Annotated in this window: 18 protein-coding genes; 11 read left to right on the forward strand and 7 right to left on the reverse strand. The window is 72.0% G+C overall.

The window, feature by feature from the left end; translation table 11 throughout:
• The first annotated feature begins 7 nt into the window (after nt 1-7).
• From AB0M36_RS00915 to AB0M36_RS00925, 3 genes are all read left to right on the forward strand, one after another.
• Nucleotides 8-730, forward strand: a complete 723-nt coding sequence (locus AB0M36_RS00915; RefSeq protein ID WP_364150399.1) for a DUF3710 domain-containing protein — start codon at nt 8-10, stop codon at nt 728-730.
• Nucleotides 731-895: 165 nt separating this feature from the next.
• Nucleotides 896-1,276: an OB-fold nucleic acid binding domain-containing protein gene (locus tag AB0M36_RS00920; RefSeq protein ID WP_364150402.1), complete on the forward strand. Its 381-nt coding sequence runs from the start codon at nt 896-898 to the stop codon at nt 1,274-1,276.
• Entirely contained in the window at nt 1,273-2,040 is a 768-nt protein-coding gene (locus AB0M36_RS00925) for a DUF3159 domain-containing protein (RefSeq protein WP_364150405.1), read from the forward strand. The genes AB0M36_RS00920 and AB0M36_RS00925 overlap by 4 nt, the downstream gene beginning before the upstream one ends.
• On the opposite strand, the gene AB0M36_RS00930 is transcribed toward AB0M36_RS00925, so the two are convergent.
• The gene (locus AB0M36_RS00930) at nt 2,037-2,711 is read right to left on the reverse strand and encodes a TrkA family potassium uptake protein (protein WP_364150408.1); all 675 of its coding nucleotides are present in this window, start codon (nt 2,709-2,711) and stop codon (nt 2,037-2,039) included. The genes AB0M36_RS00925 and AB0M36_RS00930 overlap by 4 nt on opposite strands.
• A 2-nt stretch (nt 2,712-2,713) precedes the next feature.
• Entirely contained in the window at nt 2,714-3,379 is a 666-nt protein-coding gene (locus AB0M36_RS00935; protein ID WP_364150411.1) for a TrkA family potassium uptake protein, read from the reverse strand.
• A 113-nt stretch (nt 3,380-3,492) separates the two neighbouring features.
• On the opposite strand from AB0M36_RS00935, the gene AB0M36_RS00940 reads away from it, so the two are divergent.
• The 8 genes from AB0M36_RS00940 (at nt 3,493) to AB0M36_RS00975 (ending at nt 15,013) form a co-directional block, all read left to right on the forward strand.
• Nucleotides 3,493-5,562, forward strand: a complete 2,070-nt coding sequence (locus tag AB0M36_RS00940; protein ID WP_364150414.1) for an APC family permease — start codon at nt 3,493-3,495, stop codon at nt 5,560-5,562.
• Nucleotides 5,559-6,926, forward strand: coding sequence for a TRAM domain-containing protein (locus tag AB0M36_RS00945; RefSeq protein ID WP_364150417.1), 1,368 nt, complete (start codon nt 5,559-5,561; stop codon nt 6,924-6,926). Before AB0M36_RS00940 ends, AB0M36_RS00945 begins: the two co-directional genes overlap by 4 nt.
• Before the next feature lie 96 nt (nt 6,927-7,022).
• Entirely contained in the window at nt 7,023-8,951 is a 1,929-nt protein-coding gene (gene dxs, locus AB0M36_RS00950; RefSeq protein ID WP_364150419.1) for a 1-deoxy-D-xylulose-5-phosphate synthase, read from the forward strand.
• 42 nt (nt 8,952-8,993) lie between these two features.
• Nucleotides 8,994-10,307, forward strand: a complete 1,314-nt coding sequence (locus tag AB0M36_RS00955) for a PQQ-binding-like beta-propeller repeat protein (protein ID WP_364150422.1) — start codon at nt 8,994-8,996, stop codon at nt 10,305-10,307.
• Between the two features lie 2 nt (nt 10,308-10,309).
• Nucleotides 10,310-11,641 carry a PQQ-binding-like beta-propeller repeat protein gene (locus AB0M36_RS00960; protein WP_364150424.1) on the forward strand — a complete coding sequence of 444 codons (1,332 nt, stop codon included), beginning with the start codon at nt 10,310-10,312 and terminating at the stop codon, nt 11,639-11,641.
• A 43-nt stretch (nt 11,642-11,684) separates the two neighbouring features.
• Nucleotides 11,685-13,013 carry a hypothetical protein gene (locus tag AB0M36_RS00965; RefSeq protein WP_364150427.1) on the forward strand — a complete coding sequence of 443 codons (1,329 nt, stop codon included), beginning with the start codon at nt 11,685-11,687 and terminating at the stop codon, nt 13,011-13,013.
• Nucleotides 13,014-13,100: 87 nt separating this feature from the next.
• Nucleotides 13,101-13,790: a response regulator transcription factor gene (locus AB0M36_RS00970; protein ID WP_364150430.1), complete on the forward strand. Its 690-nt coding sequence runs from the start codon at nt 13,101-13,103 to the stop codon at nt 13,788-13,790.
• Nucleotides 13,791-13,816: 26 nt separating this feature from the next.
• Entirely contained in the window at nt 13,817-15,013 is a 1,197-nt protein-coding gene (locus tag AB0M36_RS00975) for a HAMP domain-containing sensor histidine kinase (protein WP_364152170.1), read from the forward strand.
• 46 nt (nt 15,014-15,059) lie between these two features.
• On the opposite strand, the gene AB0M36_RS00980 is transcribed toward AB0M36_RS00975, so the two are convergent.
• The 5 genes from AB0M36_RS00980 to AB0M36_RS01000 all read right to left on the reverse strand — a co-directional run bounded on the left by AB0M36_RS00980 (nt 15,060) and on the right by AB0M36_RS01000 (nt 21,715).
• Nucleotides 15,060-16,007: a hypothetical protein gene (locus AB0M36_RS00980; RefSeq protein WP_364150433.1), complete on the reverse strand. Its 948-nt coding sequence runs from the start codon at nt 16,005-16,007 to the stop codon at nt 15,060-15,062.
• Nucleotides 16,008-16,146: 139 nt separating this feature from the next.
• Nucleotides 16,147-16,947 (reverse strand): hypothetical protein, encoded by an 801-nt coding sequence (locus tag AB0M36_RS00985; protein WP_364150435.1) that lies wholly within the window; start codon nt 16,945-16,947, stop codon nt 16,147-16,149.
• A gap of 150 nt (nt 16,948-17,097) precedes the next feature.
• Nucleotides 17,098-19,158, reverse strand: coding sequence for a 3-hydroxyacyl-CoA dehydrogenase NAD-binding domain-containing protein (locus AB0M36_RS00990; RefSeq protein ID WP_364152173.1), 2,061 nt, complete (start codon nt 19,156-19,158; stop codon nt 17,098-17,100).
• A 5-nt stretch (nt 19,159-19,163) separates the two neighbouring features.
• The gene (locus tag AB0M36_RS00995; RefSeq protein WP_364150438.1) at nt 19,164-20,360 is read right to left on the reverse strand and encodes a thiolase family protein; all 1,197 of its coding nucleotides are present in this window, start codon (nt 20,358-20,360) and stop codon (nt 19,164-19,166) included.
• 107 nt (nt 20,361-20,467) lie between these two features.
• Nucleotides 20,468-21,715, reverse strand: a complete 1,248-nt coding sequence (locus tag AB0M36_RS01000) for a ribonuclease D (protein WP_364152176.1) — start codon at nt 21,713-21,715, stop codon at nt 20,468-20,470.
• Nucleotides 21,716-21,883 lie beyond the last annotated feature (168 nt).

Consider the following 21,883-nt stretch of genomic DNA (forward strand, 5'->3'; position numbering starts at 1 on the left):
CAAGCAGATGTTCTCCCGCAAGCGCGGAGGCCCGCGGCATGTACGCCCGGACGACGCGCCCCAGACGTCGGCGCTCGCTCAGAGCATGGGTGACCTGCCGCCGGCGCCCGAATTCGGTCCCTGGGACAGCGCGCAGGCGCCCGACGGGGTCCAGCGCCTCGATCTCGGCAGCCTGCTGATCCCCGCGGTCGAAGGTGTCGAGGTGCGGGTGCAGGCCAACCCGGAGGGCGGTGTCGAGCAGATCGTCCTGGTGCACGGAAACAGCGCCCTCCAGCTCGGCGTCTTCGCCGCGCCGCGGACCGAGGGGATCTGGGACGAGGTCCGCGACGAGATCGCGGGAGCGATGAAGGCGGACGGCGCGGCCCCGCGCGAGGTCGACGGGCCGTACGGCGTCGAGCTGGCGGCGCGGGTGAACACCCCCGAGGGCCCGGCGGACGTCCGGTTCGTCGGCGTGGACGGGCCGCGGTGGATGGTCCGTGCCCTCTTCCAGGGGCTGGCCGCGGCCGACCCGGCGCAGGAGGGCGTGCTCGGCGAGTGCCTGCGGGAGCTGGTCGTCGTCCGCGACAACGAGGCCCGGCCGGTGCGCGAGGCGCTGCCGCTGCGGCTGCCGCGGGAGATGGCCGAGGCCGCCCAGCATCACGATCATGATCACGACCATGAGGATCCGACGCCGCCGGACGCCCCGCCCCACCAGGAGATGCCTGGCACGAACGGCCGCCACGCCCACTAAGGGTGTGTCCCGCGCCCCAAGCGCGGAGATCCATTCGCGCTTGGTGAGATAGGTCACGGGGTGCGCTTCCGGCGTACCGTGGACGGGCGGTCCCTGATCACACTGGGGCCGTCCTCCGGTACTCCGCCGGTGGGATTCGCGGCTCGCACAGAGGCGGCACAGGTCATGACGACCGATGAGCGCACCACCGGACTGCGCCGGTTCCTGGAGCGGCTGACCGCCTCCGAGGAGGAGCTGGACGCTCAGGAGTTGCAGCGCGACAGCGCCAAGTGCGGCGCGGTGCCGGCCGGGCAGTGCCAGCGTGGCCAGGTCGTATCCGTGTCGGGACGGTTGCGTACAGTGGCATACACTCCCCGCACCAACCTGCCGACGCTCGAGGCCGACCTCTACGACGGCAGCGACGTGGTCACGCTCGTCTTCCTGGGCCGCCGTTCGATCGTCGGTATCGAACCGGGGCGTCAGCTCACCGCGCGCGGCCGGATCGCGATCCGGGACGACCGTAAGGTCATCTACAACCCGTACTACGAGCTGGAGGCGCCCCGGTGACACCCGGCAGCGAACCCCGTCACGCCGCCCACGAGACGGTGGAGGAGAGGGTCGCCGAGGAGGTTGTCGAGGAACTCGACCTGCACCCGGTCGAGGAACCCCTGCCCTCGATGAGCGAGCAGATCGCCGAGCAGTTGGGCGGGGTGCGCGGGCTCATCGAGTCCAGTCTGCCGGTGCTCGTGTTCGTGGTGCTCAATGTGCTGCTCGGCGACGCGGTCCTGGATCTGGGAAAGAAGACGGCGCTCTACTGGGCGATCGGCGGCAGCGTGGGCTCGGCGCTGGCCATCGGGGCCTACCGGCTGAGCCGCAAGCAGCCGATCCGGCACGCGGTCAACGGCATCTTCGGCATCGCGGTCGGGGCCTTCCTGGCGTGGCGCACCGGCGACGCGAAGAATTTCTACCTGCCGGGCATCCTGCTCACCCTGGGACAGGTGGTCCTGCTGATCGCGTCGGTCGCGGTCCGTCGCCCGATCATCGGGTACGTCTGGGGCGTGCTGGCCAACGGCGGGAAGCACGACTGGTTCACCAACCCGCGCTTGTTCCGTACGTTTCAGTGGCTGACCCTGCTCTGGGCCGCCTCCCTCTTCGTCCGCGCGGGCGTGCAGGGCTGGCTCTGGCTCGCCGACGAGGCCAACGCGATCGGCATCGTGCGCATCCTGATCAGCTGGCCCATCTACGCGGCGACGTTCGCGTACACCGCCTGGGCCGTGCACCGCGTGACCGCCGCCCAGGCCGCCGAGAAGCAAGCGGCCGAAGCGGTCTAGCCCAGTTCGCCGAGCTTGCCGAGGACGACGGCACGGACCGCGTCCTCGACCTCGGTGGTGCAGACGAAGATCAGCTCGTCGCCGGCCTCCAGCGGGTCGTCCGGCGTCGGCACCAGCACGCGCTTGCCGCGCAGCACGGCCACGAGCGCCGCGTCGCGGGGCATCGGGATGTCGCGCACCGGCTGGCCGACGAAGGGTGCGTTCGCCGGCAGGGTGATCTCGACGAGGTTCGCCTCGCCCTGCCGGAAGGTCATCAGGCGGACCAGGTCGCCGACCGTCACCGCCTCCTCGACCAGGGCGGCCATCAGCCGGGGCTTGCTCACCGCGACGTCGACGCCCCACTGCTCGGTGAAGAGCCACTCGTTCTCGGCCCGGTTCACGCGGGCCACCACCCGGTTGACCGCGAACTCGGTCTTGGCCAGCAGAGACACGACCAGGTTGGCCTTGTCGTCGCCGGTGGCGGCGACGACCACGTCGCAGCCCGCCACGTCGGCCTCCTCGAGGCTGCTGACCTCGCACGCGTCCGCGAGCACCCACTCGGCCTGGGGCACCCGCTCGGGGCGCAACTGGCGCGGCTGGCGCTCGATCAGCATCACGCGGTGGCCGTTGCCGATGAGTTCCTGGGCGATGGACCGGCCGACGTTGCCGGCACCCGCGATGGCGATCCGCATGATCAGTGACCCCCCAGCCCGGTGCTCGCGGCCGCCGCGAGGACCTGATCGACGATGTCGTCGGTGACCAGGACGAACACCTGGTCGCCGTCCTGGAGCACGGTGGCGGGGGAGGCCAGTGAGCCGATGCCGAAGCGCATGAGGTAGGCCACGCGGGTGCCGAGCGCGTCCTCGAGCGACGTGAGCGAGCGTCCCACCCAGTCGCGGTGCAGCGGTGCCTCGACGATCGAGACGGCGCTGGTGGGGTCGCGGAACACCTCGACGGTGCCCTCGGGCACCAGGTGCCGGACCATGCGGTCGGCGGCCCAGCGGATCGTCGCAACGGTCGGAATGCCCAGGCGCTCGTAGACGAGCGCGCGGCGGGCGTCGTAGATGCGGGCCACCACCCGGGACACGCCGAACGTCTCGCGGGCCAGCCGGGCCGAGATGATGTTGGAGTTGTCGCCGCTGGAGACGGCCGCGAAGGCGTCCGCCCGCTCGATGCCGGCCTGGCGCATCACGTCGCGGTCGAATCCGATCCCGGTGACGGTCTCGCCGCCGAACTCGGCGCCGAGCCGGCGAAAGGCGTCGGAATTCTGGTCGATGATCGCGACCGAGTGGCCGCGGGCGTCGAGCTTGTGGGCCAGCGTCGAGCCGAGCCGGCCGCAGCCCATGATCACCACGTGCAAGGTTCTCGCGCCTCCCGCTGGATGCTTCCTCAGCAGAGCGTGCCATGCCGTGGCGACGGATGCTGGCCGGGGCGGCCGACGGCGTGGCGCGCGCGGCCGTAGTCTTGGCGCTTGTGGCAAGTTCGACGTCCTTAGCCAAGCGCCTGCTGCTCGGCCGGCCCTTCCGGTCCGACCGGCTGCAACACACGCTGCTGCCCAAGCGGATCGCGCTGCCGGTGTTCGCGTCGGACGCGCTGTCGAGCGTCGCCTACGCCCCCGACGAGATCCTGCTGACCCTCTCCATCGCGGGGGCCGGTGCCTTCATCTACTCGCCGTGGATCACGCTGGCCGTCGCGGTCGTCATGGTCACGGTGGTGGCGAGCTACCGGCAGAACGTGCACGCCTACCCCTCCGGTGGCGGCGACTACGAGGTGGCGACGGTCAACCTCGGCCCGCGCTTCGGTGTGGCGGTGGCCAGCGCCCTGCTCGTCGACTACATCCTCACCGTGGCCGTGTCGATCAGCGCCGGCGTCACGAACCTGGGCTCGGTCGTCCCGTTCGTCGCCGAACACAAGATCGGCATCGCCCTGGTGGCGGTCTCCGTGCTCGCCGCGCTCAACCTGCGCGGTCTGCGCGAGTCCGGCACGGCGTTCGCCGTTCCGACGTACGCGTTCATCGTCGTCATCCTCGGCATGCTCGTCACGGGGCTGATCCGGGTCTACGTGCTCGGCCAGGACCTGCGCGCGCCCAGCGCGGACCTGATCATCGACGCCGAGGAACACCACCTGACGAGCATGGCGTTCGTGTTCCTGCTGCTGCGCACGTTCTCGTCCGGGTGCGCCGCGCTGACCGGTGTCGAGGCCATCTCCAACGGCGTGCCGGCCTTCAAGGCGCCGAAGAGCAAGAACGCCGCGACCACGCTGCTGCTGCTCGGCGGCGTCGCGATCCTGATGCTGGTCGGGATGGTCATGCTGGCCCGCGCCACGCACCTGCAGTTCGTCGAGGACGCCAAGCAGATCGTCGGGGGACCGCCGAACTACGTGCAGAAGACCGTGACGGCCCAGCTCGGCGAGACCGTCTTCGGCAGCGGTTCGGCCCTGCTCTACCTGGTCGGCGCGGTCACCGCCCTGATTCTCTTCCTGGCCGCGAACACCGCCTTCAACGGCTTCCCGGTGCTCGGCTCGATCCTCGCGCAGGACCGCTACCTGCCGCGCCAGCTGCACACCCGCGGTGACCGCCTCGCGTTCAGCAACGGCATCATCTTCCTCGCCGTCGCGGCGATCGTGCTCATCGTGGCGTTCGACGCCGAGGTGACCCGCCTGATCCAGCTCTACATCGTCGGCGTCTTCGTGTCGTTCACGCTCTCGCAGGCCGGCATGATCAAGCACTGGAACCGGCTGCTGCGGACCCAGCGCGATCCGACCAGGCGCCGGCAGATGTACCGGTCACGGGCCATCAACACCTTCGGGATGGCGCTGACCGGGGCCGTGCTGATCGTCGTACTGATCACGAAGTTCATGCTCGGCGCGTGGATCGCGATCGTGGCGATGCTGGTGATCTACGTACTCATGCTGAGCATCCGCAAGCACTACGTGCGGGTGGCCGAGGAGCTGCAACCCACCGAGGAGCGCCCGGTGCTGCCCTCGCGCAACCACGCCATCGTCCTGGTCAGCAAGGTGCACATGCCGACCCTGCGTGCGGTGGCGTATGCCCGGGCCACCCGCCCGGACACGCTCACCGCGGTGACGGTGAACGTGGACGACAAGGACACCCGCAAGATCCAGGACGAGTGGGAGCGCCGGCAGGTGCCGGTGTCGCTGACCGTGGTCGACTCGCCGTACCGGGAGATCACCCGGCCGATCATCGACTTCGTGAAGAGCGTGCGGCGGGGCTCGCCGCGCGACGTGGTCACGGTCTTCGTCCCCGAGTACGTCGTGGGCCGGTGGTGGGAGAACCTGCTGCACAACCAGAGCGCTCTGCGGATCAAGGGTCGGCTGCTCTTCGAGCCGGGGGTGATGGTGACCAGCGTGCCGTGGCAGCTGCGCTCCAGCCAGGACCGCAACCTGGACCGGCTCGACGAGCACCTCAGCCGGGCACCCGCCCGCGGGCCGCGTACCCGCCCCAACGACCTGGCGGCCACGGCCTCCCCGGCGCAGGAGCCGCCCGTCTCGGCTACCGCCACGGCGCCGGACGACGCCCGGTGACCGCGGTGGAGGGCTACGCCGACGCGGAGTTGGTCGAGGGAGACCGGATCGAGCTTGTTACGGGAGCGCCAGCGCACGGCGGGCACTGTGTGGCCCGCATCGGCGGGGAGCACGGCCGCGTCGTGTTCGTGCGGCACGCCCTGCCGGGAGAGCGGGTCACGGCCGAGATCACCGAGCTGCACCGGGGATATCTGCGCGCAGACGCGGTGGCCGTGCACGACGCCTCGCCGGATCGGGTCACGCCGCCGTGCCCGTACGCTCATCCCGGCGGTTGCGGGGGATGCGACCTGCAACATGTCGCACCGGCGGCGCAGCGCGAGTGGAAGACCGCGGTGGTGCGCGACCTCCTCGGCCGCATGGGCGGTCTGAGTGGCGAGCGGCTCGACGCGCTGGACCCGACCGTCCGGCCGCTGCCCGGCGGACCGCTGGGCTGGCGGTCGCGGATCCGCTATGCCGTCGACGCCGCGGACCGGCCCGGGCTGCTCAAACACCGCTCGCACGAGGTCGTGCCGATCGACTTCTGCCGGATCGCCCACCCGCGGCTGCGGGAGCTGGACGTCACCTCGCGGCTGTGGCCCGGCGTCACCTCCGTCGAGGCGGTCGCCTCCACCGGCGGGGACGTGACGGTCGTGGCCCGCGCCGCCACACCGGCCGCGCGCGGTGCCGACCCGCCGGTGCGGCCGGCTGGAGCGCGCGCCGGGCGTGCCGATCCGGCTGACGGCGTCGCGGGCGATTCGCTGCTGGACGAGGCGCACGGCGGTGAGCGGGTGCTGCTGGAGGGCACGCCGCAGGTGCGGGAGCTGGCCGCCGGCCGGGAGTGGCACGTGCCCGCCGAGGGCTTCTGGCAGATCCACCCCGCGGCGGCGGACACGCTGGTCGACGCCGTGCTCGAGCTGCTGCGCCCGGAGCCGGGCGAGGTCTGCTGGGACCTCTACGGCGGCGCCGGCCTGTTCGCGGCGGCCGTGGCCGAGCGGACGGGCGCACGGACCACCGTCGTCGAGTCGTCGCCGGAGGGTGTCGCGGCGGCCCGCCACAACCTCGCCGGCGTGACCGGGGCCGAGGTGGTCGCGGCCCGGGTCGACGCCGCGCTCGCGCGCCGGCGGATCGCCGGGCCGGTCGATCTGGTCGTGCTGGACCCGCCGCGCAGCGGTGCCGGCGCCAGGGTCGTCCGGGCGGTCGTGGCGGCGCGGCCCCGGGCGATCGCCTACGTCGCGTGCGATCCCGCGGCCCTGGCGCGCGACGTGCGGACCTTCGCCGAGGAGGGTTGGCAGGTCGAGGCGCTGCGGGCGTACGACTGCTTCCCGATGACCCAGCACGTGGAGTGCGTGGCGCTGTTGATCCCTGACGAGACCAGTGTGATCTGAGCCTCCGTCGGCCGGATGTGCAGGTTTTGTGGAGGACATCGCAGTTGTGCCTCGGGCCGGATGCGCGCGGGCGCGGCGCGGATAGACTTTCGCCCCATGAGCGACCGCAGCGATCAAACGGCGACCGGCCTCCTCGGCACCATCGAGACGCCCGGTGATCTCCGGCGTTTGACCCCTGAGCAACTCACCCTGCTCGCCGCCGAGATCCGCGACTTCCTGGTCGCCAAGGTCTCCCGCACCGGCGGGCACCTCGGCCCGAACCTGGGCGTGGTGGAGACCACCCTCGCCCTGCACCGGGTCTTCGACTCGCCGCGGGACCGGATCCTCTTCGACACCGGTCACCAGGCGTACGTGCACAAGATCGTGACCGGCCGCCAGGACGGGTTCGACCTGCTCCGGCAGCGCGGTGGCCTCACCGGATATCCGAGCCGGGCCGAGAGCGAGCACGACTTCATCGAGAACTCCCACGCCTCCACCGCTTTGTCGTACGCGGACGGCATGGCCAAGGCTTTCGCGCTGCGCGGTGAACAGCGGCACGTCGCGGCGGTCGTCGGCGACGGCGCCCTGACCGGTGGTATGTGCTGGGAAGCGCTCAACAACATCGCCGCCGCGAAGAACCCGCTGGTCATCGTCGTCAACGACAACGGCCGGTCGTACGCGCCCACGATCGGCGGCCTCGCCGACCACCTCTCGACGCTGCGCCTCAACCCCGGCTACGAGCGGGTGCTCGATCTGGTCAAGAACGCGCTGAGCTCGACCCCGCTGGTGGGCAAGCCGGCCTACGAGGTGCTGCACGCGGTCAAGAAGGGCATCAAGGACGCGGTCAACCCGCAGGCGATGTTCGAGGACCTCGGCATCAAGTACCTCGGCCCGGTCGACGGCCACGACATCGAGGCCATGGAGTCGGCGCTGCGCCGTGCCAAGGGCTTCCAGGCGCCGGTGATCGTGCACGCGGTGACCCGCAAGGGCTACGGCTACCGCCCGGCCGAGGACGACGAGGCCGACTGCCTGCACGGCCCGGGCAGCGCGTTCAGCATCGAGACCGGCAAGCTGCTGGCCGCCCCGTCGGTGAAGTGGACGCACGTCTTCGCCGAGGAGCTGGTCGCCATCGCCGACGAGCGCCCGGACGTCGTCGGCATCACCGCCGCGATGGCCGAGCCCACCGGCATCGCGGCGCTGCAGAAGAAATACCCGGAGCGGACGTACGACGTCGGCATCGCCGAGCAGCACGCGGCGACGTCCGCGGCGGGTCTCGCGATGGGCGGGCTGCATCCGGTCGTCGCGGTGTACGCGACCTTCCTCAACCGCGCCTTCGACCAGGTCCTGCTCGACGTGGCCATGCACCAGCTGCCCGTCACGTTCGTGCTCGACCGCGCCGGCATCACCGGCCCGGACGGCCCCAGCCACTACGGCATCTGGGACATGAGCGTCTTCGGCGTCGTTCCGGGCCTGCGCATCGCCGCGCCGCGCGACGCCGCCACCCTGCGCGAGGAGCTGCGCGAGGCGGTCGCCGTGGACGACGGCCCGACGATCGTGCGCTTCCCGACGGGCTCGGTCGCCGCCGACCTGCCGGCGCTGCGCCGGATCGGCCCGGTCGACGTGCTGCGCGAGGAGGACCGCAAGGACGTGCTGCTGGTCGCCGTGGGTGCCTTCGCCAAGCTCGGCATGGAGGTCGCCGAGCGGATCGCGGAGCAGGGGTACGGCGTCACGGTCGTCGACCCGCGCTGGGTGCGCCCGGTGCCGATCGAGCTCGTGGGTCTGGCCGACGCGCACCGGCTGGTGGTGACGCTGGAGGACGGCGTGCGGGCCGGCGGCGTCGGCGAGGCCGTGGCGAGCACTCTGCGGGACGCCGGCGTCGGCGTGCCGCTGCGCGACCTCGGCGTGCCGGCCGGCTTCCACCCGCACGGCAGCCGCGCGGAGATCCTCGCCTCCCTCGGCCTCACCGCGCAGGACATCGCGCGTGACGTCACCGAGTGGGTGTCCGGGCTCCAGGAAGCGACCACGGAGCATCAGCCCACATCCTGACGCACGCGGGCGATTTTGTTATTAAGCCGTTACCTTTGAGGCATGGCGGCGGAGACGTTCGGCGGCGCGACGGTAGTCATCGACCTGGGCCTGGCCCGCGGCGAGCCCGACGAGTACGACACCCCGGTGGGTCGGACCGTGCCCCGTTGGTTCGCGCCCCTGCTCATCGCGGTGATCGTGCTGCTCGGATCCGCCGCGTCCGCCGCGCCCCCACCGCCCGCCCTGTCGCCCGTGCTGTCGCTGCGCTTCGGCCCGGCGGACCCGTTCACGCTGACCGACACCGGTGACCTGCTCGCCCAGAGCCTGGGCCGGCTGGCCGCGTACGACCTGGGCGACGGGCGGATGCGCTGGCAGGCCCGGTCCGAGGCGCCCAGCTACCGGCTGCGGATCGGCGGCGGCCTGGTGCTGCTGCGCCCGTATTCCGGCGGCGCCTATTCCGATCGCGGCACCACGGCCGTGTCGCTGGCCGACGGCTCGGCACGCTGGCGCCGGTCCGGCAGCATCGTCACCGTCGCCGGCTCCGACACCCTGCTCGCCGTCTCCACCGTGCGCAGCTACGGGCCGGGCCGGCGCGTGCAGGGCCCCGTCGAGGCGGTCGACCCGGCCACCGGGCGCACCCGCTGGCGGGTCGACGTGCCGTCGACGGCGGTGCTCCTCGGCGTGCCCGGATCGACCGGTCAGCCGGCGCGAATGCTGCTCCTGCACGACAGTCGCGTCGCGGCGGTGCACGACCTCGCGACCGGCGCGGTGCTCGCCCACGCCGAGCTGCCGGCCGCCGACTACGGACCCGAGAACCCCGTCGTTTCCGGCGGCTTCCTGCTGTTGCGGCATCCGGCGACGACCGGGAGCGCCGTCTCGGCGTACGACCTCACGTTGCGGCAGCGGTGGACCCGGCCGGCCGGTTTCGCCTTCGGCGTCACCGCCTGCGGGCGGCTGGCGTGCCTCGTCGGCCCGGACGGCGTCCGGGCGGTCGAGGTGTCCGACGGCGTCGAGGCGTGGTTCCGCCCCGGGTGGCGCAGCGTCGAGCAGCACGGCGGCCTGATCATCGCCTACGGCACGACGGCGGGCGACGCCGATCCCGTCGGCATCATCGACCCCGCCACCGCCCGGGTGCTCACCGACCTGCACGGGTGGCGTCCCGTTCCCGGGACGGGCGGTGACCATCTGCTCGTTGCCCGGACGACCGGCGGGGATGGCCGTACCATGGTCGCGATCGCCGCCCCCGGTGACGCCCGGCCGCGCCCGCTGTCAGACCTGCCGGCCGGCACCGGGGACTGCCAGGTCGGCTCCGGCCGGTTGGTCTGCCGCACCACCTCCGGCGAGCTGATGATCTGGGCGTACGAACGAAAGGGGTAGGCGTGGCGCTGATCGAGCTGAGCCCCGACACCCCGGCTCAGCCGTCGATCGGCCGGCCACCCGCGCACGTCTACCGCCGCGTCGGCCTGCTCCTCGCCACGGCCCTGGTCCTCGTCCTCGGCGGTGCCGTGCCACCGACCTCGCTGATCTGGCGGCAGGTCGGCGTGGTGCCGTTCGAGCGTGGCATCGACTTTCGGCTCATCGACGGCCGCGTCTACAGCGTCGACCTCGACCGCCAGCCGCCGCAGCTCCGCGCCTGGTCACTCGATCCGATGCGCGAACTGTGGAACTCGCCGGGTCCGTCGGGCGACGAGAACCGGCCGTATCGGATCGACCGCGCGGCCACCAACGTGGTGGTGGTCAAGAACGGCCCGGCGCAGACCTATCTCGATGCCCGCACCGGCGCTGTGCGCTGGCGCTCACCCATCGCTGTGCAGGAGCTCGACGGTCGGACCGGACTGATCGTCGAGGAGCGGTTCCGGCCCGGCACCGAATACGACCCGGACTCCGGCGAACCCGGCCCGCTGTACGGCCTCGGCGGCGATGTCCTGCACACCGAGCCCGCGCTGAGCAGCACGCTCGCCGGCGTCGACCTCGCTAACGGCCGCCGGCTCTGGACCGCCGAGGAGCGGGGTTCCGTCTCCGCGCAGTGGGCCGGCGCGCCGCATCGAGCGATCGTCGTGCTCACCGCCGGCCGCCTCGTCCTGCGATCGCCGACGACCGGCGAGGTGGTGCGCGAGCAGACGGTCCCGCCGGTCAACGGCCGGCTACCGGAGTGGATGGACCTGGCCGGCGATGTCGCGCTGGTGCGCTACGGCGCCTTCGGCGAGGGCGGGCGGGTCGCCGCGTACGCGCTCGACACGCTCGCGCCGCTCTGGCAGCAGGACCACCCGGACCCGCTGGGCGGGCCGGGCAACTGCGTCGGGATGCCCTGCCTGACCAACGGCGCCGATCTCAACGTTCTGGACCAGAGAACAGGCGCGAAGCTGTGGCGGGCCGGCACCGACGACACTCTCTTCGCGTTCGGTGACCGCTCGGTCCTCGAGACCCGGTTGATGACGCGGCCAACTCGCACGTCCGACCGGCGCACCGGGCGGACGCAGGTGGAGCTGACGACCTGGGAGACCCACACCGTCCTGCCGGACGGTAAGGCGTACCTGCTGACCAAGCAGGAGCCCAACAACGACACGGTCGTCGGGATACTCCGGGCCGGCGCCGGTGCGGTGCAGCCGCTGGGCCGGATCGCCGGGGGAGCCGGAGGATGTCAGCCCGACGCCACCTATGTGGCCTGCACAGTGTCCGAGGGCGTCGCGATCTACCGCTACCGGGGCTGAATCCGAGGTCGCCGGGCGGCTCGCCTCGGCGCACAATGACGGCGTGGGCGTCGTCATCGACCTCGGCGAGCTGCGTCACATACAGCAGCCGCTCACACCCGCCCGACGGCCGCCGCATCCGAGGGTCGCACTGGCCGCCGTCGCCGGCCTGCTGGTCGCGCTGACCGCCGGCTCGGTGCCCAGGACGCTTCCGCGGTCGCCGATCATCGTGCCCGCCCGCCTGGGCGACACCATGGTCGTCGAACGGGACCGCATCCACGTGGTCGCCGCAGCACCCTTCCTGCCGCCGTCGACGTCGACGCCGGCCCTGCGGGACCGGGTCGTCAGCACGTACGCGCTGCCCGGCGGCGACCTGATGTTCCGGACCACGGCGACGGTGAGCGGCGCCGTGCTCTCGGTGACGTCGGTGGGCGGGACGGTGCTGGTGTCCTACCAGGTCGACACGGTCGGAGCGGAGGCCACGGTCGCGGTGGCCGCCGGCACCGGCACCGCGCTCTGGCGGGCCCCAGCCCGCCTGCTCAGGGCCTCGGCGACCGACGGTGTCGCGCTCCTGCGTCAGTACGGTCCGCAATTCGGCAAGCTCGACTGGTACGGCGTCGATCTCGCCACGGGCCGCCATCGCTGGACCCTGCGCCAGCCCGCGCTCGGCGCCTCCACCGACGCCGGCTACACCGCCGACGGCTTCCCCCACCGGCTGGTCACCGTCACGGCCGACGGGCACCTCGAGGCCCGCGACACCGTCAGCGGGCGGCTGGTGGCGACGGCCGACGTGCCGGCGCCGCCCAGCTGGTCGCGTCGTGGCGTCACGGCGTGGCCGGCCGGAGACCTCGTGCTGGTCGGCGGGCTCGGCGGCGTGACCGCGTACGCCCTGAGCGACCTCGGCCGCCGCTGGACCGGCCCCCTCGACCTCTCCGGCCGCTGGGTGCAGAACGGCTGCGCGGGCGGCATCTGCCTGGTCGGCTACCGCGGCGGTGTCGAGGTCGTCGACCCGGTCACCGGAACGCCCCGGTGGTCGAGCCCGCGCTGGAGCTCGGCCGTGGAGGCGGGACCATGTCTGCTGGTCACCGGCACCGAAGGCCTCGAAGCGCAGTATCCGCTGGCCGTCGTCGACGCGCGGACCGGCGCGGTGCGTGGCGATTTCGGCAGGTGGCGCTCGGTCGGTCCGGTCCGCGCCGACGGCACGATCGTGGGCCTGCGGCAGCGCATCGGTGACGATGTCGTCTGGTACGCCTCCCTCGACCCGGGCACCCGCTCCGTCCGGGTGCTCGGGGCGGCCACCCGCGTCTCCGGCGACTGCCAGGCCGCCGGAGATGTTCTCGTCTGCCGGGGAATCGACGCATCCGTCGCAATCTGGCCCCTTACCGGATCGTGACCCGCGGGTAGCCTGACACTCACAGCCTCTTCACACCGCTGCGGTAAAGCTGGGCGGCGGGCTGAGAAGGATCCGGAGGACCCGCGGGTGCGCGTGCTGGTGGTGGAAGACGAGCGGAACCTCTGCGATGCGATCGCGCGAGGGTTGCGGCGTAAGGGAATGGCGGTCGACGTCGCGTACGACGGCACGAGCGGCCATGAGATGGCGTATGTGACGCGCTACGACGTCGTGGTGCTGGACCGGGACCTGCCCGGCATGCACGGCGACGAGATCTGCGCGGCGCTGGTCGAGTCCGGCGCGCTGACCCGGGTGCTGATGCTCACGGCCAGCGGCACGGTCGCCGACCGGGTGGAAGGGCTCCAGCTCGGCGCCGACGACTACCTGCCCAAGCCGTTCGCCTTCGACGAACTGGTCGCCCGGGTCCAGGCGCTGGGGCGGCGTGCCACTCCCGCCGCGCCGCCGGTGCTGACGGTCGGCGACCTCGTCCTCGACCAGACCCGCCGGGTGGTCACCCGCGCGGGCGCACCGATCGAGCTCACCAACAAGGAGTTCGGCGTCCTCGAGGAGCTGCTCAAGGCCCGCGGCGGCGTCGTGTCCAGCGAAGAGCTGCTGGAACGCGTCTGGGACGCGAACACCGACCCGTTCACGACGACCGTACGGGTCACGGTGATGACCCTGCGGAAGAAGGTCGGCGACCCGCCACTGATCGAGACGGTGGTCGGCGCCGGCTACCGCGTTCCCGATCCCGTCGTGGTGGCTCCCGGCGGCACGGCGTGACCGTCTATGCCAGCCGGCGCGAGCGGATGCGGCTCCGGCCGACGCTGCGGCTCCGGCTCACCCTGCTCAACGGCATCCTGCTCGTCGGCGCCGGCGGGATCCTGGTGCTGCTCGCCTGGCTGCTCGTCAACGCGGTGAATCCGAAGGACAAGCTGATGCCCGGCACCGAGGTCGTGCTCGCCGACGGCAGCCGGCTCGACGCGCTCGCGTGGCAGTCCGCGCTCGTCGACAACGCCTCGCAGGAGCTACTCGTCAAGGGCCTCCTGGCGCTCTTCGCCATCGGCATCATCGGCATCGCCGGCGCGTACGCCGTGGCCGGGCGCGCGCTGCGCCCGCTGCACCATGTGACGGCGACCGCCCGCAGGCTCGGCGAGGAGACCCTCGACCAGCGCATCCGCTACTCCGGCGCGGACGACGAGGTGGCCGAGCTGGCCCGCACCTTCGACGCGATGCTCGACCGGCTCGCGGGCGCCTTCGAGTCGCAGAAGCGGTTCGTGGCGAACGCCTCGCACGAGCTGCGCACCCCGCTGGCGGTCATGCGTACGGAGATCGACGTCACCCTCAGCGACGACGAGGCGGACGTGGCCGAGTACCGCCGCATGGCGAAGGTGGTGCGCAATGCCTCCGAGCGCGCCAACGGGCTGGTCGACGCGCTGCTGGTGCTCGCCCGCAGCGAGGCCCAGTCGGGTCGCCGCCTGGTCCGCAAGGTCCCCGCCGACCTGGCGACGAGCGTCTACAACGCCCTGTCCGCGGTGAAGGCGGAGGCGGAGCGGCTGAAGCTCGACGTGACGACCGACCTCGACGCCGCCCACGTGGTGGGCGACCCGAGCCTGCTGGACCGGCTCGCGGGCAACCTCATCGAGAACGCGATCCGCTACAACCACCTGATGGGCAAGCTCTGGCTGCGCACCGGCAACGTCGACGGGCACGCGCGGCTGGTGGTGGGCAACACGGGCTACGAGGTCGACCCGGCCGACGTGCCCGGCCTGTTCGAGCCGTTCCGCCGGGGCGGCTGGGAACGCACCGGATCCCGCGGCTCGGGCCTGGGCCTGTCCATCGTCCGCGCGGTCTGCGACGCCCACGGCGGGACCGTGTCGGCGGTCGCCCAGCCCGGGGGAGGGCTGGAGGTGACCGTGAGCCTGCCGGCTGCCGACACGACCCCGGTGGTGGCCGCCTCAGCCACCGTGCGGCGCACCAAGGGCCTCGGCGTCGCCCCGAGCTGAGTCAACCGTCGCCCCGAGCTGAGTCAACGGTCGCCCCGAGCTGAGCTCAGCGTGAGACCTGCTCGACCTGCTCCCGGAGCTTGGTGAACTCCGCCTTGGCGTTGCTCATCGACTCGTAGTACCAGATGATCCAGCCGACGCTGCCGTCGTCCGCCCAGGCGCAGAGGATCACCGGTGCGCCACCCGCGTTGCCCTTGCCGCACTTGGCGACGCCGCCGAGGCTGCCCGGAGAGGTCGTGGTGATGCCGGAGAGCTTGAGGCCCGTGATGCCCGCGCCCAGGAAGGTGGCGTTCAGCTCGCTGGTGGGGTTGGACACCTCGGCCGCCGCCGCGGCGACGACGACGAGGTCCTGCTTCGCGGGCGTGCCGTACAGGGCGCCGACCGTCTCGGAGGCCTGGGGCAGCTCGGCGAGCTCCTTCTTCAGCTGGTCGACGGCGCCGGCGAACTGCTTGTCGGTCACCTTCGGCCGGCCGCCCAGCCGCTTGGGCTCCACGACGGTGATCTCGGCCTCCGGCGCCTCGGTCGCCTCGGTCCGCTGCGGCGTGGTGGTCGGCGGCACGACCGGCGCGGCCGATCGCGACGTGCTGACCTTGTCGGCGGCGTTGCGGCCCACCAGGTAGAGCGCGGTGCCACCGCCGACACACAGCACCAGGACGACCGCGATCGACACGAGCGTGATCGGCAGGGCCCGGGACTTCGGCTTCGGCGGCGGCGGGTAGCCGGCGGCCATCGGCGGCCCGGACTGCGGATATCCGGCCTGGGAGTAGTCCGGCTGAGGATACTGGGGCTGCGCGCCGTAGCCGGGCTGCGGCGAGTAGCCCGGCGGCACCGACTGCGGCACGTCCGGGTTCGGCTGGCCCTGATAGGGCGAACCCGGGCCCGGGTAGGGCGACGCGGGATAAGGCTGCGGGGGGCCCGGCTGGGCGCCGTACGCGGGGTAGGGCTGTCCCGAGGGCTGCTCGGGATAGGGCGGCTGGTTCGGCGGCTGCGACATCAACGCTCCAGAGATCGGGCTGGGGCGAGCTTAGCCGTATCGAGGCCCGTGTGGTCTCCCCGAATGACGCGAGCCCCGCCACACTGGACGAACTGCCGGTGGCGGGGCTCACGGCGCGGCTAGGAACGCCGCTGAAGGTTCAGGACTTCTTTTCGATCTGACCGCGCAACGAGATGAACTCCTTCTCGATGTCGGCCCGCTTCTTGAAGAGCATCGCGATCATGCCGGTGCTGCCGTTGTCGGACCACACGCAGAGCGCCATCTCCACGCCGCCCTCCTTGCCGTCGCCGCACTTGGCGATGCCACCCAGCGGTCCCGGGTCGGTGTCGGAGAGGTTCGTGATGTTGAAGCCGCCCGAGCCGAGGCCCTTGGAGAACTCGTCGAAGCGGCTCTGCGCGGAACCGCTGACCGTGGAGGCCGCCGCGACCATGACGAGGTCCTGCTTCTGGACGTCGCCGTAGACGGCGCCGACCGACGAGCTCGCACCGGGGACGTCGGCCATCGCACCGTCGAGGCTGCTCTGCAGGTCCTTGTCGCTGCTCTTGGCGCGACCGCCGAGGGTCTCCGGCGTCACCACGGTGATCTTCGCGCCGTCGACGACCTTCGCGACCTCGTCCTTGGCGGCGAAGTAGACGACGGCGATGCCGCCGACGCACAGCAGGGCCAGCACACCGAAGACGATCAGCACGATCTTGAGTGCCGATCCCTTCTTCTTCGGCGGGGTCGGCGTGCCGAACTGGGGCGCGGCCCCTCCAGGCGGAGGCGGGTAGGCACCGTCGCCCGGCGGCGGGTAGGCGCCCGCCCCAGAAGACGGCGGCGGGTAGGCGCCCGCCCCGGAGGACGGAGGCGGGTAGGCACCGGGAGCCGCCGGCGGCTGGTAGCCACCGCCCGACTCGGGACCGGGCTGTCCGGGCGGGGGCGGATACGGCGGCTGAGACATGAAAACTCCAGTACTGAAGACGATAGCCGCCGGAGCCTACCGGCCCTCGGTTGCAGGTTGAGTTGCCGGTTAGTCACCGTTGCGGCACATTGATGTCACGAAGGCGCCCCCGCGCCTGTTGATGGCACGGGGGCGTTCTGCGTTCGTGCGTCAGGCAGGCACGCTGGCGAGGCCCGGGGGCAGGAAGCGCTTGCCCGCCACCCGCTCGGAGGTGCCGCTGCGGTCCAGGTACGGCGTCACGCCGCCCAGGTGGAACGGCCAGCCGGCGCCGAGGATCATGCACAGGTCGATGTCCTGCGCCTCGGCGACCACGCCCTCGTCCAGCATCAGCCGGATCTCCTGCGCGAGCGCGTCCAGCGCCTTCTGGCGTACCTCATCGGCGGTCAGCGGGGCGTTGCCGCCCTCGACCAGCTTGACCACCTCGGGGTTGATCTCGTCGTCGACCATCAGGGGCAGGCCGGCGTCGACGATCTTCTTGAGGTTGGGGCTGTCGCCGAAGCGGTCCGGGAACGCCTGGTGCAGCGTGCCGCCCACGTGGTAGGCGACGGCCGGGCCGACGAGCTGCAGCAGCGCGATCGGGCGCATCGGCAGGCCCAGCGGGTCCAGCGCCGTGTCGACGGTCGCCAGCGGGGTGCCGGCGTCGATCGCGCGGAAGACCTCGCTGGTGAAGCGGGTCAGCAGGCGGTTGACCACGAACGCCGGGGCGTCCTTGACCAGCACGCACGACTTGCGGAGCTCCTTGCCGACCGCGAACGCCGTGGCCAGCGTGGCGTCGTCGGTGCGCTCGCCCTTGATGATCTCCAGCAGCGGTAGGACCGCGACCGGGTTGAAGAAGTGGAAGCCGACGACCCGCTCCGGGTGCTCGAGGTCGGCCGCCATGTCGCTCACCGACAGCGAGGACGTGTTGGTGGCCAGCACCGTCTCCGGTCCGACGATCTTCTCGATCTCGGCCCAGATCTGCTTCTTCAGGTCGAGGTTCTCGAAGACGGCCTCGATGACGAAGTCGGCGTCGGCGAAGACGGACTTGTCCACCGAGCCGCTGACCAGGCCGCGCAGCTTGGCCGCCGTGCCCTCGTCCATCCGGCGCTTGGAGACCATCTTGTCGATCTGGCCGTGGACGTACTCGACGCCCTTGTCCACCCGGCCCTGGTCGAGGTCGGTGAGCACGACCGGCACCTGTAGGCGACGGGCGAACAGCAGCGCGAGCTGCGAGGCCATCAGGCCGGCGCCGACGATGCCGACCTTGGTGACCTTGCGGGCCAGGTCCTTGGACGGCACGCCCACCGGCTTCTTGGCGCGGCGCTGTACCAGGTCGAAGGCGTACATGCTGGCGCGGCACTCGTCGCCCATGATGAGGTCCGCGAGGGCCTCGGTCTCGGCAGCGGTGCCGTCCTCGAAAGTCGCGTCCTTGGCGAGGGCGAGCAGCTCCAGCGCCTTGTTGGCCGACGGGACGGCGCCGTGCAGCCGTTCGTCGAGCTGCTGCTTGGCGAAGAAGAGCACGCCGTCCCACATGTCCCGGTCGATCTCCGGACGCGTGACCGTGATCTCGCCCTTGACGACGCCGGCGGCCCAGGCCAGGGAGCTCTCCAGGAAGTCGGCCGCCTCGAAGAGGACGTCGGCGACGCCCATCTCGGCCGCCTGCTTCGGCTTGAGCACCTTCTGGGTCAGCGGGTTCTGCAGGATGATCTGCGCCGCGCCGGGCGCGCCGATCAGGTTCGGCAGCAGCTGGCTGCCGCCCCAGCCGGGCACCAGGCCGATCGCGACCTCGGGCAGGCCCAGCGCCGCGGCACCGCTGGAGACCGTGCGGTAGTGGCAGTGCAGGGCGGTCTCCAGGCCACCGCCGAGCGTCGCGCCGTTGATGAACGCGAAGGTCGCGATGGTGGAGTTCTTCAGCCGGGCGAGGACCCGGTGGCCCAGCTCGCCCAGCGCCACGGCCTGCTCACGCTGCTTGATCAGTGGCATGCCGGTGATGTCGGCGCCGACGCAGAAGATGTACGGCTTGCCGGTCACCGCGATGAACGCCGGCTGCGCCTCGGTGGCCTTGGTGATCGCCTCGTCGAGCGAGCGCAGGCCGCCCGGGCCGAAGCTGTTGGGCTTGTTGTAGTCCAGCCCGTTGTCGAGGGTGATCAGCGCCGCCGGCTTGTCCAGCCCCGGCACCTGGACCAGGCGGACGATCGCCTTGGTCACGACCTCGTTCGGGTACTCAGGCAGCGCCGTCACTTCTTAGCACCTTCCCAGTTCGGGTTCTCCCAGATGGTGGTTCCGCCCATGCCGATGCCGATGCACATCGCGGTGAGGCCGTAGCGGACCTCCGGGTGCTCGGCGAAGTGGCGGGCGAGCTGCGTCATCAGGCGGATGCCCGAGGAGGCGAGCGGGTGGCCGATGGCGATCGCGCCGCCCCAGGGGTTGACCCGCGGGTCGTCGTCGGCGATGCCGTAGTGGTCGAGGAACGCGAGCACCTGGACCGCGAACGCCTCGTTCAGCTCGAACAGGCCGATGTCGTCGATGGTCAGGCCGGCGAGCTTCAGGGCCTTCTCGGTCGCCGGGATCGGGCCGTAGCCCATGATCTCGGGCTCGACGCCGACGAAGCCGTACGAGACCAGCCGCATGGCGACCGGCAGGCCCAGCTCGCGGGCGGTCTCCTCGTCGGCGAGCAGCGCGGCGGTAGCGCCGTCGTTGAGGCCGGCCGCGTTACCGGCGGTGACCCGGCCGTGCGGACGGAACGGGGTCTTCAGGGTGGCCAGCTTCTCCATCGAGGTCGCGCGGGGCGCCTCGTCGGCGGTGGCCAGGCCCCAGCCTTCCTCGACGCTGCGGACCGCGACGGTCACCATGTCGGGCTGGAGCTTGCCGTTGGCGTACGCCTTGGCGGTCTTCTCCTGGGAGGCGAGACCGAACGCGTCGGTCCGCTCCTTGGTGATGTTCGGCAGGCGGTCGTGCAGGTTCTCCGCCGTGGCGCCCATGACCAGCGCCGACGGGTCGACCAGCTTCTCGGCCAGGATCCGCGGGTTCGGGTCGACGCCCTCACCCATCGGGTGCCGGCCCATGTGCTCGACACCGCCGGCGATGGCGACGTCGTAGGCACCCATGGCGATGCCGCCGGCGACGTTGGTCACCGCGGTCATGGCGCCGGCGCACATCCGGTCGATGGAGTAGCCGGGAACGGTCTTGGGCAGGCCGGACAGCAGGGCGGCGGTACGGCCGATGGTCAGGCCCTGGTCGCCGATCTGGGTGGTGGCCGCGATCGCGACCTCGTCGACCCGCTCGGGCGGGAGCTGCGGGTTGCGGCGCATCAACTCACGGATGCACCGGATCACCAGATCGTCGGCACGGGTCTCGGCGTACATACCGCCGGCCTTGCCGAATGGGGTGCGGACGCCGTCGACGAAGACGACCTCGCGACTTACTCGGGGCACAACAAGCCTCCTTGCAGGCGTGAACCCAGGGCTTTGACACGACAGATGCTACTAGCCGGTAACTAAGTTCAGCCAGCAACTGTGGCAAAGCTGTAAATGCGAGCCGGTCAGTCCGTGGGAGTGGGGTCGGGAATGGCCTTCGCCAGGGCGTCGGCGATCAGGGTGACCTGCCAGTTGCGGGCGCCGAAGCCGGTCAGCGTCTCGCTGATCGCCTGCGGGGTGGTCTCCTCGGGCGGTGACCAGGCCAGGCGGCGGATGAAGTCCGGGCTGATCAGGTTCTCCGGCGGCAGGGTGTGCGCCTCGGCGGTAGCGATGACGACCTGCCGGCAGCGTTGGAGCCGGGCCGCGGCGACCGGGTCGCGTTCGGCCCAGCGGTGGGGCGGCGGTGGGCCCTCGACCGGCTGGTTGACCGGCAGTTCGTCGTCGGGCAGGGCGCGGGCGGCGTCCAGGGCGTCCAGCCAGACGCGGGCCAGCCGGCGCACCGAGCGGCCACCGAAGCCGGGCAGGCCCAGCAGCGTCCGCTCGTCCTTCGGGTCCAGCTCGGCGGCCGCGATGATCGCCGAGTCGGGCAGGACCCGGCCGGGGGCCGAGTCGCGGCGGGCGGCGACGCCGTCGCGGGCGTACCAGAGGGCGCGGACCCGGGACTGTGCGCGGGCGCCGCGGACGCGGTGGATGCCGGAGGTGCGCCGCCACGGGTCGGGGCGGGTGCGCGGCGGCCGGTCGGCGCTGGCCACCAGCGCGGCGAACTCCTCGGCGGCCCAGACGGCCTTGCCCTGCCGCTCGAGCTCGTCGGCGAGCAGGTCGCGCAGGTTGGTGAGGAGCTCGACGTCGAGCGCCGCGTACGTCAGCCAGGACTCCGGCAGCGGCCGCGTCGACCAGTCGGCGGCCGAGTGGTGTTTCTCCAACGAATAGCCGAGCAGCTGCTCGGTGAGCGCCGCCAGCCCGACCCGCTCGAAGCCGGCCAGCCGGGCGGCGAGCTCGGTGTCGAACAGCCGCCGCGGCTTCATGCCCAGCTCGGCGAGGCAGGCCAGGTCCTGGCTCGCGGCGTGCAGCACCCACTCGGTGTCGGCCAGCGCGGCGTCGAGCGTCCCCAGGTCCTCCAGCGGCATCGGGTCGATCAGCACCGTGCCGGCGCCCTCGCGGCGCAACTGCACCAGATAGGCCCGCTGGGTGTAGCGGTATCCCGACGCCCGCTCGGCGTCGACGGCGACCGGCCCCGAGCCCGCGACCATCCGGGCGATCACCTCGGCGAGTTCCTCGGCGGTCTCCACCGGCCGGGGCGTGCCGTCGCGCGGCGCGGTCAACGGCTTGGAGGTGCGGGCAGGCTCGGGACCGCCGGATGCCTCGGGCGGCACGTCGTGCGGTCCGTCGGTCGCGTGGTCCGGCGCGTCCCGACGGCGCTGGGAAGCTTCGTCGGTCACTCCGTAACCGTACGGGGGTACCTCCCCCCGCGTGTGCAGCCGGGTACCGGCGCGTCGGAGCTCGATCCACTTGATCGCGGAAAACGGATGGCCCGGGACCCG

The organism is Actinoplanes sp. NPDC051346 (genome assembly GCF_040682215.1).
Classification (GTDB): Bacteria; Actinomycetota; Actinomycetes; order Mycobacteriales; family Micromonosporaceae; genus Actinoplanes.

What these genes read in the sequence shown, in the direction of transcription:
- AB0M36_RS00955 (WP_364150422.1), top strand. Translation starts at nt 8,994, where the DNA reads ATGGCGGCGGAGACGTTCGGCGGCGCGACGGTAGTCATCGACCTGGGC.
- AB0M36_RS00980 (WP_364150433.1), bottom strand. Translation starts at nt 16,007, where the DNA reads ATGTCGCAGCCGCCGAACCAGCCGCCCTATCCCGAGCAGCCCTCGGGA.
- dxs (WP_364150419.1), top strand. Translation starts at nt 7,023, where the DNA reads ATGAGCGACCGCAGCGATCAAACGGCGACCGGCCTCCTCGGCACCATC.
- AB0M36_RS00930 (WP_364150408.1), bottom strand. Translation starts at nt 2,711, where the DNA reads ATGCGGATCGCCATCGCGGGTGCCGGCAACGTCGGCCGGTCCATCGCC.
- AB0M36_RS00920 (WP_364150402.1), top strand. Translation starts at nt 896, where the DNA reads ATGACGACCGATGAGCGCACCACCGGACTGCGCCGGTTCCTGGAGCGG.
- AB0M36_RS00915 (WP_364150399.1), top strand. Translation starts at nt 8, where the DNA reads ATGTTCTCCCGCAAGCGCGGAGGCCCGCGGCATGTACGCCCGGACGAC.
- AB0M36_RS00985 (WP_364150435.1), bottom strand. Translation starts at nt 16,947, where the DNA reads ATGTCTCAGCCGCCGTATCCGCCCCCGCCCGGACAGCCCGGTCCCGAG.
- AB0M36_RS00975 (WP_364152170.1), top strand. Translation starts at nt 13,817, where the DNA reads ATGCGGCTCCGGCCGACGCTGCGGCTCCGGCTCACCCTGCTCAACGGC.